This is a genomic window from Pseudomonas sp. NFIX28 (assembly GCF_900107395.1).
Lineage (GTDB): Bacteria > Pseudomonadota > Gammaproteobacteria > Pseudomonadales > Pseudomonadaceae > Aquipseudomonas.
In genome coordinates, this window is the sequence record NZ_FNPW01000013.1 from 34,006 (window position 1) to 46,658 (window position 12,653).

A 12,653-nucleotide genomic window follows, 5' to 3' on the forward strand; every position below is an offset into this window, starting at 1 on the left:
GCCCGCATGCGCTTAACCGCGCGCGGCGGCGGCCTGTTCGGGTTTGTAGCCCAGGCGCAGGCCACCCCAATGCCGGCCCTTGACCATGATCGGCACCGACAGGTCGTGCATCAGCTCGCCGGTATCGCGGGTATAGGTTTGCAGCAATAGCGGCTGCTGGTGGCTGCCGCAGCGGATGCCGGTGCGGTCCTCGAACTTGCGCTTGGTGCGGTTGTGCAAGGTGTCCACCTGCGGATCGCCGGTCAACGGTTGCGAGAACGCCTTGTTGTGGGTCGGCACATAACCCTGGGGCGTGCAGGCGATGGCGAACACCAGGCCTTCATGCCGGGCCAGCAAAGGCTCCTGGATCGCCGGCAGCACCTGGTCGGCGTAGCGGTCGAAACGAGTCTGGTACTTCACCGGCTGGGTATTGGCAATCGGCTGGTAGCTGCGGTCGAACAGGTCGTCGAGGCTGATGCGATTGGCCGCAAGATCCGCCTCGAATTGCTCGGCAATGCGCCGGGCGCCTTCGCGGGCCAGGTCGTAGACGCGTTGGTGATAGTCATCCAGGCCGACGGCCGCCAGGCGCTCGCTGATGATTTCCGCCTGCCCTTCCATCTGCACCGCCGCCTCGGCCAGGCTGCGGGTCTGCTGGTCGCTCACCGCCAGATCGCCGCGCACCTGCTCCACGGCATGGAACAGGCTGTCCAGCTGCTGGCGATTGGTCTCGGCGCCGCGAGCGATCTCGCCGACCTGGCTTTCCACGCCGGCTGCCAGCCGGGCGATGTTCTGCAGATGCTGGCCGGTGTACTCGACCTGCTCGACCCCGGTGTTCAGGTCGCTGGACAGCTGGCGGATCTGCTCCACCACCTGGGCCGTGCGTTGCTGGATATCGCCGACCATCACCCCGACTTCATCGGTGGCGATCGCCGTGCGCCCGGCCAGGCCGCGCACTTCGTCGGCCACCACGGCGAACCCGCGGCCATGCTCCCCGGCCCGCGCCGCCTCGATGGCGGCATTCAGCGCCAGCAAGTTGGTCTGGCTGGCGATCGACTGGATCACCAGCGCCACCCGCTGGATGTCTTCGCTGCGCTGGCTCAAGGCTTCGATCAATTGGCGGCTGTCGTTCGCGCTTTGGCTGAGGCGGTGCATGCGCGCGATGGACTCGCCCAGCACCGTGCTGCCTTCGGCGCTGCTGCGGTGGGCTTCGCTGGCGGCGCTCAGGGCCTGTTGGCTGAGCTGCGCGGCCAGTTGTTCAGTGTGGATCATCGCTTCGGCGCTGCTGACGATGCGCGCCGCCGAGTCCAGTTGCGACTGCACCCGCCCGGCCAACTGCCGGACCGAATAGGCCACGCCGGCGGCCGACAGCGCGTTATGGCTGGTGCTGTAGGACAGGTCGCGAGTCAGCGCGGCGATCTCGCCATTATCGACGCTGCTGTCCGGCGCTGCGGCCTTGGGCGCGGCCAGGCACGGCAACCAGACAATCAGCAACATCAGCGGTACGGCGAGGTAAAAGGAAAGCAGCCCCTGGGACAGGGCATACAACATCAGCAGCAAGGCGCTGCCTTGCAGGGCTGGAACCTGCCAGCGCCGGGTGTTTTGGACTACAGGCAGTGGTTGCGCAATGGCAGCCGGCAAAGATCCGTCTTGCATCATCTGGATTACCCCACGCTTTTCTAATTATTTGCTGGGCATTTAACGCCACTAAAAGGCCATTATCCATGGTCCATTAGTAGCAGGTTTGCAGCAGATCAATAGAAATGCGCGGGGCTTTCAGGGCGCCCACAAACGACTCGCGGGCAAGCCTGCCATCCCGGTGCATGGCGACCAGGGGATGGGGCTTGCCCGCGAGGGGGAAGTCTTGGCGATCAGGCCTGACGCTGGTGCTTGTCGATCTGCTCGTGACGTTCCTGAGCTTCGATGCAGTACTTGGTGGTCGGGCTGATCAGCAGGCGCTTGAGGCCAATCGGCTCGCCGCTGTCGTCGCACCAGCCGAAGCTGTCGTCGCCGATACGGCCCAGGGCCTGCTCCAGCTGCGGCAGCATGCGCTGGTCGCGATCGATAGCGTTGACCAGCCAGGTGCGCTCTTCCTCTACGGAAGCCGCGTCGGCAGGGTCGGCCGGGGTGTCCAGGCTCTCAATGGCGATTCGGTTCTGTTCGATGCGCTCGTGGGTTTCGACCTTCATGGCCTGCAACAGCTCAGTGAAAAAAGCCAGCTGCTCGGCGTTCATGTAGTCATCCGCCGGCATGGCCAGCAACTTTTCCTTTGTCATTGATTTCTCTATAAAAAATACGTGCATTAAGGCGAATTAAAGCTGTTTTCCGTGCCCCCTTTCGGGGCATCGGAAAGGCGCCATACATTCCAAGCGCCACCCGGCACTCAATTTACGAGGGGCGGCAGTCTAAGGCCGGTTTGAGGCCTCAGCAACTGAAATGACATTGAATTTGTCCGACAAGCCCTGAAAGCCCGCCAGGGCTGGCTTTGGCGGCGGTAATCGGAGTGCGTTTATAACAAGAAATTCAATCAGGCGGGGTCTTTTAGAAGACAAACGGCAGCGGCAGGCCCGAAAAAGACCTGCCGCTGCCGTGGTGCTGGGCTTCTGTAGGAGCGAAGCTTGCTCGCGATAATCGCCAATACGCCGCGGTGCATCAGACGCTAAGCGTTATCGTTGACGCCCATCGCGGGCAAGCCTCGCTCCTACGGAACAGCCGATCAGCGCTTGAGCTTGCGTTTGTTGCGGTACTGGTCGATGACCACCGCCACCACGATGATCAGGCCCTTGATGATGTCCTGGATGTAGGCATCGACGCCGACGAAGGTGAAACCGCTGGCCATCACCCCGAGGATCAGCGCGCCGATCACGGTGCCGGTGATGCGCCCCACGCCGCCGGCCAGGCTGGTGCCGCCGATCACCGCCGCGGCAATGGCGTCCAGTTCGTAGGACATGCCCATGCCCGCCTGCCCGGTCGCCGCCCGTGCCGAGGCCACCACCCCGGCCAGCCCCGCCAGCAGCCCGGCGATGCTGTAGACGATCACCAGGTGGCGCTTGACGTTGATCCCCGAGGTGCGCGCCGCCTGCATGTTGCCGCCGATCGCGTAGGTGTACTTGCCGTACTTGGTGTAGCGCAGGGCGATATGGAAGATCACCGCCACCACCAGGAAGATGATCACCGGCATCGCGCCGTGGCCGATCGCCGTGTAGGAATCGGAAAGCATGCTGATCGGCTGGCCTTCGGTGTAATAGCGCGCCAGGCCGCGTGCCGAAACCATCATGCCGAGGGTGGCGATAAAGGGCGGGATGCCGGTAATGGCGATGATGCTGCCGTTGATCGCCCCCGCCAGCAGCCCTACCCCCAGCCCGGCCACCACCGGGATCCACACCGGCAGGTCGGTCAACGACGGAAACACCGCGCGGGTGAAATCCGAGGTCTGTGCCAGGCTCGCGGCGATCATCGCCGACAACGCCAGCACCGAGCCGGACGACAGGTCGATGCCGGTGGTGATAATCACCTGGGTCACGCCGATGGCCAGCAGGCCGATGATCGACACCTGCAAAATCATCAGCACCAGGCGCTGGGAGTTCATCAGGAAGCTCTGGTCGCGCACGATCCAGCCGAACAGCTCGAACACCAGGCCGATGCCGATCAGCACCAGGAAAATGCTCAGTTCGGTGGGCAGGCGCCGACGCGTCCTGGCGGGCGCCGCCGCGGGTTTGTTTTCCAGTATCGCGTTCATAAGCCTTCACCTTTTTCTTGTATGACCGGTGGCGCACAGCCCTCGCCGCCGGCCGTCATGCGTTTAAAAACTAGTGGACCGCCGACATCCCGGACGCCAGCTGCATGACCCGCTCCTGGGTCGCTTCGCTGCGGTCGAGGGTGCCCATCAGCTCGCCCTCGTGCATGACCATGACCCGGTCGCTCATGCCCAGCACTTCCGGCAGCTCCGAGGAAATCATGATCACCGCCATGCCTTCGCCGGCGAGGTAGGCGATCAGCCGGTAGATCTCGGCCTTGGCGCCGACGTCGATACCGCGGGTCGGCTCGTCGAGGATCAGCACCCGCGGGTTGGTCATCAGCCAGCGCGCGAGCAAGGCCTTCTGCTGGTTGCCACCGGACAGGGTGTCGATGCACTGCTCCAGGGACGGGGTCTTGACCCGCAGCTTCTTGCACATGTCCTCGCACAGCGCGCGCAGGGCCTTCTGTTGGATGAAACCGTTGCCGGCGTAGTGCGGCAGCACCGCCATCTCCATGTTTTCCAGGACCGACAGGCAGGGAAACAGGCCGCTGAGCTTGCGGTCCTCGGTGAGCAGGGCAAAGCCCTTGTCGATGGCCATGTGCGGGTCGCTGATGCGCACCGGCTGGCCGTCGAGGCGGATCTCGCCGCCGTCGCTGGGGGTAATGCCGAAAATCGTCTCGGCCACGTTGGTGCGGCCCGAGCCCATCAGCCCGGCGATGCCGAGAATTTCCCCGGCGTGCAGGTCGAAGGACACGCCGTCAAACACGCCGTCCAGGCGCAGGTCGCGCACCGACAGCAGCAGCTCGCCGATAGGTTTCTCGCGCACCGGGAACAGCTGGCTCAGTTCGCGGCCGACCATCATCGAAATCAGGCTGTCGCCGTCCATGCTGTCGGCCCGTTGCAGGCCGATGTAGGCGCCGTCGCGGAACACCGCCACCTCATCGGCGATGGCGAACACTTCGTTCATCTTGTGGGTGATATAGATGATGCCCTTACCCTGGGCCTTGAGGTCGGCGATGATCGAGAACAGGTGCGCCACCTCTTTCTCGGTAATGGCCGAGGTCGGTTCGTCCATGATCAGGATGTCGGAGTCGTAGGACACCGCCTTGGCGATCTCCACCATCTGCCGCTCGGCGATGCTCAGGTTGCCCACCTGCTCTTCGGGGTCGAGGTTGATGCGCAGGCGCTCCAGCAGCAGCGCGGTGCAGCGGTGCATCTCGCGGTGATCAATCATGTGCAGGCCGTTGAGCTGTTCGCGGCCGATCCAGATATTCTCGGCGATGCTCATGTGCGGCATCAGGTTGAGTTCCTGGTGGATCATCGCGATCCCCGCCTGCAGCGCCGCCAGCGGCGTCTCGAAATTCACCCGCTGGCCCTTGAGCCGCAGCTCGCCGGCGTCCGGCTGGTAGATCCCGGCGATGATTTTCATCAGGGTCGACTTGCCCGCGCCGTTCTCCCCCATCAGCGCCAGCACCGTGCCGGGACGTACCCGCAGCTGCACATCGGACAAGGCCACGACCCCGGGAAAGCCCTTGCTGACGTTGATGACTTCCAGCAGATAAGGCTGCTGCTCGGACACGGGCTGGGCAGACTGGGCGGCGGGCTGCGCAGCCGCCGTCGGGATGCTCGAAGCAGTCGCTGAAGCGAACATGATCAGGTACTCCATCCGCGGGGCAGCTGGGCCGCCCCGCCGGCTTATTGTTGTTGATGGAACGGACGGGCTTATTTGAACTGGGCGACGTTTTCCGGGGTGATCAGGCGGTAAGGCACCCACACCGCCTGCTCCACCGGCTCGTGCTTGGCCATCTTCACCGCGGTGTCGATCGAGCCGTCGGCCTGGCCCTTGGCATCCTGGAACACCGAGACCGCCAGGTCGCCCTTCTGCACCGCGCGCAGGCCATCGGGCGTGCCGTCGACGCCGGCGATCAGCACGCTGCCCTTGTCGACCCCGGCCTGTTTCAACGCCATGGCCGCGCCGATGGCCATTTCATCGTTGTTGGAGACTACCGCATCGAACTGCCGGCCCTGGGTCAGCCAGTCGTTGACCAGGGTCATGGCCTTGTCGCGCAGCCAGATCCCGGTCTGCTCCTGTTCGACCTTGATCCCCGGGTACTTGGCCAGCACTTCCTTGACGCCCTTGGTGCGGTTGGTGGTGGAGTTGTTCGCCAGGTCGCCCAGCAAAATCACGATCTCACCCTTGCCGCCCATCTTGTCGGCCAGGTATTGCATCTGCATCTGCCCGGCTTCCAGGTCGTTGGAAGCCACGGTGACCACGCCCTTGGGCAGGTTCAGGTCGTCCGGGCGGCGGTTGACGTACACCAGCGGGATCCCGGCCTTGACCGCGGCCTCGGTGATCTTGCGGGTTGCCGCGGTGTCCACCGGGTTGACCACGATGGCGTCGACCTTCTGGCTGATAAAGCTTTCCACCTGGCTCAGCTGCTTGACCACGTCGGCCCGGGCATCCTCGAATTGCAGCGTGACGCCGTCCGGCAGCGACTTGGCCTTCTGGTCCATGGATTCGCGCAGGTAGGTCAGCCAGGTGTCGTCGAACTGCGACATGCTCACGCCGATCTTCAGGTCGGCGAACGCCGTGCCGCTGCCCAGCAGCAGGGACAGGGCGAGCGTGGCAAAACGGGTCTTGGTCTTCATGAAAGGTCTTTCTCCACATTCTTGTAAGTTTTATGGATAAGGCGCAGAAACCACTCAGTGAGGCAGACGCACGATCGGCGCGCCGGGCATGCAGCACACCAGCGCGCCCTTGCGTTCGACGCAAAGCAGGCGGACCAGGGACTGGAAGACAGGGGCAAGCCGGAGTGTTTGACGGGGTGTCCGACTGGACAGTGGATGGCGGCGCGACGGTGCGCGACGAAGCAGGTGCAGAACGGAACTGAAGGTTTTCATCGACGGTACCTGTTTTGTTTTTGTTGGCGGGTTTCACTCGGTTCAAGGCGGATGTGAATCGGCCTGTGACGCTGGCGAAACCCTGCTAGTCGGCAACCTGGAAATGACTTTATTAGAAAATAATTTCTATATCAACTCATTTTAGAATTTTATTCCAAATTCATTCTGCAGCCGGAAATCCGCCATTTCCACCACCTGCCGCTGGCGCCAGCTCAGGCGCGCGGCGTCCAGCACGCGGGTCGTGGCCAGGGCCTCGGCCGGCGCCACCGGCAGCGGCCCCTGCCCTTGCAGCGCCGCTTGCCACTGTTTATAGAACTGCAACCAGTCGCCGCGCTCGGAGGCCACCCGCTCGCGGATCTCGCCCTGCTCGAACCAGCCCCAGCGCCGATGCTCCTCGACGCCCCAGCGCTCGCCCTCGGTCTGCGGCGACAGGCCGGCGACCAATGCCTGCTCCTGGCCGTCCAGGCCCTCGACCGTGTAGCAGCCGGCCGAACCGCTGACCCGGAACCGCGGCCCCGGGCAGTTCTGCAGGCAACTGCCGGACAAATGGGAAACCACGCCGCCGGCATGGCTCAGGGCCAGGAAAAACCCGTAGTCGCAAGTCGGCGCCTGGGGGGCGTACTGCAATTCGGCGTAGACCCGGGTCACCGGGCCGAACAGCTGCAAGGCCTGGTCCACCAGGTGGCTGCCCAGGTCACGCAGGAAGCCGCCGCCGCTGGTGTTGCCCACCGCCTGCGGGACGAACCGCTCGACCCGCGACTCGAAGCGATTGACGCTGCCCAGGGCGCCGCTGGCGATCAGCTTGCGCAGGGTGAGGAAATCCGAATCCCAGCGCCGGTTCATGTACACGCTCAACGGCACCCGGCGCGCCTCGGCGGCTTCGATCAACGCCTTGGCCTGCTCCAGGTCGCTGGCGAAGGGTTTGTCGCTGACCACCGGGACACCGCGCTCGATGGCTTCCAGCACCAGCGCCGCGCGGCCCTCCAGCGGGGTGGAAATCACCAGCCCGTCGATCCCGGCCGCCACCAGTTGCTCGACGCTGTCGAACGCCCGCACCCCGGGATGCTCCGCCGCCAGCAGTTGCCGGCGCTCGGCCGACAGGGTGACCACGCCGACAAAGGTCGCGCCGGGCAAGCTGGCGATCAGCGGCGCGTGAAAATGCCGGCCGCCGTGGCCGTAACCCACCAATCCAATGCGCATCGCAAAGCCCTCCTTATATAGAACTCGATGTAGCCCTGTAGCCGCTGCCGAAGGCTGCGATAAGGCCGAAGGCCTTCAACGATCTTGAGGCCTTGCGCGCCCTTCGGTCGCGATCGCAGCCTTCGGCAGCGGCTACAGGGTTCTGTGCAATCTGTAGGAGCGAAGCTTGCTCGCGATGGGCTCGGATACGCCGCGTTATTCCAGACAGACCGCGTCATCGTTGACCTCCATCGCGAGCAATCGAGCGTCGACCGGCCGCTCCTACAGAATCAGCCGTAAAACGCCGGGCGCGGCGGCTGCGCGAGCTTGACGATCTGCCCGCTGTTCTGCGCCTCGATGCAGGCATCGGCGGCCACCGCCGCGGCGTAACCGTCCCAGGCCGAAGGGCCACCGACCTGCCCGGCCCGCACGCCGTCGATAAAGGCCTGCAGCTCGACGTCATAGGCGGCGATAAAGCGGTCCTTCCAGTCCATCAGGATCGCGTTGGACAGCTTGGCCTCGCTGCGCAGCTGCACCTGGGACGGCTCCGGCAACCGGGCAATGCCGGTCTCGCCCACCACTTCGCACTGGATGTCGTAGCCGTACTGACAGTTGACGAACACCTCGACGTCGATGCGCGTGCCACGGGCGGTTTCCAGCAGCACCACCTGCGGGTCCCTCAGATGGGCCAGGGCCTTGCTCGACTTGCGCGGGAACACCACCTGCACCGACACATAGTCGTCGGCCAGCAGCCAGCGCAACACGTCCAGCTCGTGGATCAAGGTGTCGGTGATGGCCATGTCGGTCTTGTAGTTCTCGCCGACCCGCGGGTTGCGGTGGGCGCAGTGCAGCATCAGTGGCTCGCCGATCTGCCCGCTGTCGATCACCGCCTTCAGCGCGCGGTAGCCGGAGTCGTAGGGGCGCATGAACCCCACCTGCACCAGGCGCTTGCCGTGGGCCATCTCGGCCTCGACGATCTTGCGGCAGCCGGCGGCGGTCACCGCCAGCGGTTTCTCGCAGAACACCGGCTTGCCGGCGGCAATGGCCGCCAGGACGAACTCTTCATGGCTCGGCCCCCAGGAGGTGACCAGCACCGCCTCGACTTCCGGCGCCTTGATCAGCGCATGGCCGTCGGGATACACCTCGGCGGCGATCTTCAGTTCGGCCACCACCTTCGCCGCCTGCGCAAGATTGATGTCGGTGACCGCCACCACCTGGCTGCCCAGCAGGGTCTGGCTGCAACGACGGATATGGTCCTGGCCGATGGCCCCGGTCCCGATGACGCCCAGTTTCAAAGACATGAATGCGCTCCTGTTTTTTGTTCGAGCAATAGGTTGTTCCAGCCCGTTGTCGTTCGAGCCATGTGCGGTCAGTACTGCCGGGCCTTGGCCAGGCGTTCATTGAGTTGCCTGGCCACCGCGTCGGTGCGGGCGCTGGTGGACACCTGCGCCACCCCGACCCGCCACCAGGACAGGTAGTTGTGGATCATGGTCTTGGGCAAGACCTTGATATCGATCAGCGTCGACACGCTCTGGCGCCGCGCGTCTTCCAGGGCCGCCCGCAACTCCTCGACCGTGGTCACCTTGTAGGTCTTGCAGCCATAGGCCGCCGCGCTCATGGCGAAGTCCACCGGCACCAGGCCGCCGTCGAGCTTGCCGGTCTGGGGATTGCGGAAACGGAACTCGGTGCCGAAGCTGTCCATGCCGTGCCCCATCTGCAGGTTGTTGATGCAGCCGAAGGCCATGTTGTCCAGCAGCACCACGTTGATCTTGCGCCGCTCCTGGATCGAGGTGGCCAGCTCCGAATGCAGCATCAGGTAGGAACCGTCGCCCACCAGCGCATAGACCTCGCGCCCGGGCTCGGCGAGCTTGACCCCCAGCGCCGCGTTGACCTCGTAGCCCATGCAGGAATAGCCGTATTCCACGTGGTAGGTGTTGACGCCCTTGCTGCGCCAGCTGCGCTGCAGGTCGCCGGGCAGGCTGCCGGCGGCGGCGACGATCACCGCGTCGTCGGCCAGGGTCTGGTTGAGCACCCCGAGCACTTGGCTCTGGGTCAGGCAGGAACCGGTCAGCTCGATGAATTCGCGCAGCACCGCCGGGTCCAGGTGGTCGTCGATTTCCGGGACAAAACCGTCGGCGTGGTATTCGACCTGGTAGACCCGGTCCACCTCAGCCTCCAGTTGCGCCCGCGCCTGGCCAATCTGCGCGCCCCAATCCGCCTGGTAATCGCTGCGCGCCAGGGCCTTGGCCAACTCGCCAAGGCCCTCCCGGGCATCCGCCAGCAGCTGCACGCCGTCGAGCTTCAGGGCATCGCAGGGGCTGATATTGAGGTTGAGAAACTGCGCATCGGCGCGAAACAGCGACTTCGAGGCGGTGGTGAAATCGCTGTAACGGGTGCCGATGCCGATAATCAGGTCCGCCTCTTTCGCCAGCAGGTTGGCCGCCAGGCAACCGGTCTCGCCGATGCCGCCGACGTTCAGCGGGTGGCTGGAGACCACCGCGCTCTTGCCGGCCTGGGTTTCGGCGAAGGGAATGCCAAAGCCTTCGGCGAACGCCAGCAGCGCCTCGTTGGCCCCGGAGTATTTGACCCCGCCACCGCAGATGATCAGTGGCTTGCGCTTGCCGGCAAAGGCCGCCACGGCGTCGTCGAGCATGGCCGCGGTGGCCGGCCGGCGCTCGAGGCGGTGCACGCGTTTTTGCAAGAAGTAATCCGGGTAATCGTAGGCCTCGGCCTGCACATCCTGGGGCAAGGCCAGGGTCACCGCGCCGGTTTCCGCCGGGTCGGTGAGCACGCGCATGGCGTGGATCGCCGCGGTCATCAACTGCTCGGGGCGGTTGATGCGGTCCCAGTATTTGCTCACCGCCTTGAAGGCATCGTTGGTGCTGATGCTCAGGTCGTGGAACTGCTCGATCTGTTGCAGCACCGGGTCGGGCTGGCGGCTGGCGTAGACATCGCCGGGCAGCAGCAACAGGGGGATGCGGTTGGCGGTGGCGGTCGCCGCGGCGGTCAGCATGTTCGCCGCGCCCGGCCCTACCGACGAGGTGCAGGCGTAGATCTTGCGCCGCAGGTGCTGCTTGGCGAAGCCGATGGCGGCGTGGGCCATGCCCTGCTCGTTGCGGCCCTGATGCACCAGCAGCTCGCCGCTGTCCTGCTCCAGGGCCTGGCCCAGGCCGAGCACGTTGCCATGGCCGAAGATAGTGAAAACCCCGGCGACGAACTTGCTCTGCACCCCATCGACCTCGATGTACTGGTTATCGAGGAATTTCACCAGGGCCTGGGCCATGGTCAGTCGTGTCGTAGTCATGCTTGCACCTTGATCAATACGGTGAAGGTTGATGCGCTTACCGCCCTTGCTGCGTCTATTGCCCTGCCTGCTCTTGTAACCGCTGTTTCCCTTCCTGCTCTTGTAACCGCCGCGGCCCTTTTTGCTCTTGCAACCGCTGCTGGCCTTTCTGCTTTTGTAGCCGCTGCCGCAGGCTGCGATAAGGCCGAAGGTCTTCGGCGATCCCGAGCCCTTGCGCGCCCTTCGGTCGCGATCGCAGCCTTCGGCAGCGGCTACAGGAAGCGGTGTCAGGCCAGGGCGTGCGAGGCCATCGCCCTGCTGCTTATTTACTGCTCTGCCGCCCTTTCTGCTCTTGTAACCGCCGCGGCCCTTTTTGCTCTTGCAACCGCTGCTGGCCTTCCTGCTTTTGTAGCCGCTGCCGCAGGCTGCGATAAGGCCGAAGGCCTTCGGCGATCCCAAGGCCTTGCGCGCCCTTCGGTCGCGATCGCAGCCTGCGGCAGCGGCTACAGGTAGCGGTGTCAGGCCAGGGTGTGCTTGAGGCCACCGCCCTGCTGCTTGTTTACTGCTCTACCGCCCTTTCTGCTCTTGTAACCGCCGCTTCCCTTTCTGCTCATGCAACCGCTGCCGCTCTTCCTGCTTTTGTAGCCGCTGCCGCAGGCTGCGATAAGGCCGAAGGCCTTCGGCGATCCCGAGCCCTTGCGCGCCCTTCGGTCGCGATCGCAGCCTGCGGCAGCGGCTACGGGAAACGGTGTCAGGCCAGGGCGTGCTTGAGGTGGTCGATGCTCGCACCAATCGCCCGCTCGATATCCGCCAGGCCATGCACGCTGTCGGCGAACGGCTCGAACGACAGGTGGCCGCTGTAGCCGCGCTCGAGCAGCGTCTCGATCTGCGCCGCGTTGCCGAGGATGTCGCCCTCGCCCACCAGCACCCGGTGGCCATCGCGGATGCTCGCCAGCGGCGCCTCGCGGTCCTCGACCCCGGAGATATGCACCAGCCCGGTCAGCTCGGGGAAAAACTCCTGCTCGCCAGCCAGGTGATGGTGAAAGGTGTCGTGCACCAGGCGGAACACATCCAGCCCGCCGATGGCGCGGATCGCGTCCACCGCGGTGCGCTTGCGCCGCAGGGAACATTCGGCGAAGCCCAGGGGCTCGATAAAACCGAGAATGCCGTGCTCACGCAGGATCGGCGCCAACTGCGTCAGCGCGGTGCGCAGGCCAGCGCTGCGCTCGGCCTCGCTACGGGCGTCGGCACGCTCGTTCAGCGGGCACATCACCAGGCCCCGGGCACCGCAGTCGCGGGCATAGGCGGCCAGCTTCAAGGCCTGGGCGCGACGCTCGTCGTTCCAGACGTCGAAGGGATACAGCGCATTGATCGACAGCACCTGGATGCCGCTGGCCGCGCACCACTGGCGCACCCGTTGCGGCGGCGTGCCGTCTTCGATTTCCACGCCGGCCAGGTCATTGCGGATCTCGATGGCATCGGCCTTCAGGGTCACCGCCAGCTCGATGAACGCCGGCAGGCTCAAACGCGGGGCAACCATACGATTCAGGGCGAAACGCAGCGGCTGGCTCATTA

At 64.9% G+C, this 12,653-nt stretch carries 10 protein-coding genes; all 10 read right to left on the minus strand.

Going from position 1 to position 12,653, the window contains the following annotated elements:
- Positions 1-12 precede the first annotated feature (12 nt).
- The 10 genes from BLV20_RS22530 to BLV20_RS22575 all read right to left on the minus strand — a co-directional run bounded on the left by BLV20_RS22530 (position 13) and on the right by BLV20_RS22575 (position 12,651).
- Positions 13-1,635, minus strand: coding sequence for a methyl-accepting chemotaxis protein (locus BLV20_RS22530; RefSeq protein ID WP_092304660.1), 1,623 nt, complete (start codon positions 1,633-1,635; stop codon positions 13-15).
- Between the two features lie 212 nt (positions 1,636-1,847).
- Positions 1,848-2,252 carry a TraR/DksA family transcriptional regulator gene (locus BLV20_RS22535; protein WP_007923643.1) on the minus strand — a complete coding sequence of 135 codons (405 nt, stop codon included), beginning with the start codon at positions 2,250-2,252 and terminating at the stop codon, positions 1,848-1,850.
- A 440-nt stretch (positions 2,253-2,692) separates the two neighbouring features.
- Positions 2,693-3,715 (minus strand): ABC transporter permease, encoded by a 1,023-nt coding sequence (locus tag BLV20_RS22540; protein ID WP_007923642.1) that lies wholly within the window; start codon positions 3,713-3,715, stop codon positions 2,693-2,695.
- Between the two features lie 70 nt (positions 3,716-3,785).
- The gene (locus tag BLV20_RS22545) at positions 3,786-5,366 is read right to left on the minus strand and encodes a sugar ABC transporter ATP-binding protein (protein WP_092304803.1); all 1,581 of its coding nucleotides are present in this window, start codon (positions 5,364-5,366) and stop codon (positions 3,786-3,788) included.
- Positions 5,367-5,437: 71 nt separating this feature from the next.
- On the minus strand, positions 5,438-6,364 hold the full coding sequence (locus BLV20_RS22550) for a sugar ABC transporter substrate-binding protein (protein ID WP_092304661.1): 927 nt from the start codon (positions 6,362-6,364) through the stop codon (positions 5,438-5,440).
- Positions 6,365-6,418: 54 nt separating this feature from the next.
- A complete protein-coding gene (locus BLV20_RS31805) occupies positions 6,419-6,616 on the minus strand; it encodes a hypothetical protein (RefSeq protein ID WP_092304662.1) in 198 nt (65 codons plus the stop codon).
- Positions 6,617-6,757: 141 nt separating this feature from the next.
- Positions 6,758-7,816 carry a Gfo/Idh/MocA family protein gene (locus BLV20_RS22560; protein WP_092304663.1) on the minus strand — a complete coding sequence of 353 codons (1,059 nt, stop codon included), beginning with the start codon at positions 7,814-7,816 and terminating at the stop codon, positions 6,758-6,760.
- Positions 7,817-8,085: 269 nt separating this feature from the next.
- On the minus strand, positions 8,086-9,096 hold the full coding sequence (locus BLV20_RS22565) for a bifunctional inositol 2-dehydrogenase/D-chiro-inositol 1-dehydrogenase (protein WP_092304664.1): 1,011 nt from the start codon (positions 9,094-9,096) through the stop codon (positions 8,086-8,088).
- A 68-nt stretch (positions 9,097-9,164) separates the two neighbouring features.
- The gene (gene iolD / locus BLV20_RS22570; protein ID WP_092304804.1) at positions 9,165-11,099 is read right to left on the minus strand and encodes a 3D-(3,5/4)-trihydroxycyclohexane-1,2-dione acylhydrolase (decyclizing); all 1,935 of its coding nucleotides are present in this window, start codon (positions 11,097-11,099) and stop codon (positions 9,165-9,167) included.
- Positions 11,100-11,829: 730 nt separating this feature from the next.
- Positions 11,830-12,651, minus strand: coding sequence for a TIM barrel protein (locus BLV20_RS22575; RefSeq protein ID WP_092304665.1), 822 nt, complete (start codon positions 12,649-12,651; stop codon positions 11,830-11,832).
- Positions 12,652-12,653: the final 2 nt, after the last annotated feature.

Coding starts and splice junctions, on each gene's coding strand:
- BLV20_RS22535 (WP_007923643.1), bottom strand. CDS start 2,252: ATGACAAAGGAAAAGTTGCTGGCCATGCCGGCGGATGACTACATGAAC.
- iolD (WP_092304804.1), bottom strand. CDS start 11,099: ATGACTACGACACGACTGACCATGGCCCAGGCCCTGGTGAAATTCCTC.
- BLV20_RS22540 (WP_007923642.1), bottom strand. CDS start 3,715: ATGAACGCGATACTGGAAAACAAACCCGCGGCGGCGCCCGCCAGGACG.
- BLV20_RS22575 (WP_092304665.1), bottom strand. CDS start 12,651: ATGAGCCAGCCGCTGCGTTTCGCCCTGAATCGTATGGTTGCCCCGCGT.
- BLV20_RS22565 (WP_092304664.1), bottom strand. CDS start 9,096: ATGTCTTTGAAACTGGGCGTCATCGGGACCGGGGCCATCGGCCAGGAC.
- BLV20_RS31805 (WP_092304662.1), bottom strand. CDS start 6,616: ATGAAAACCTTCAGTTCCGTTCTGCACCTGCTTCGTCGCGCACCGTCG.
- BLV20_RS22560 (WP_092304663.1), bottom strand. CDS start 7,816: ATGCGCATTGGATTGGTGGGTTACGGCCACGGCGGCCGGCATTTTCAC.
- BLV20_RS22530 (WP_092304660.1), bottom strand. CDS start 1,635: ATGATGCAAGACGGATCTTTGCCGGCTGCCATTGCGCAACCACTGCCT.
- BLV20_RS22550 (WP_092304661.1), bottom strand. CDS start 6,364: ATGAAGACCAAGACCCGTTTTGCCACGCTCGCCCTGTCCCTGCTGCTG.
- BLV20_RS22545 (WP_092304803.1), bottom strand. CDS start 5,366: ATGTTCGCTTCAGCGACTGCTTCGAGCATCCCGACGGCGGCTGCGCAG.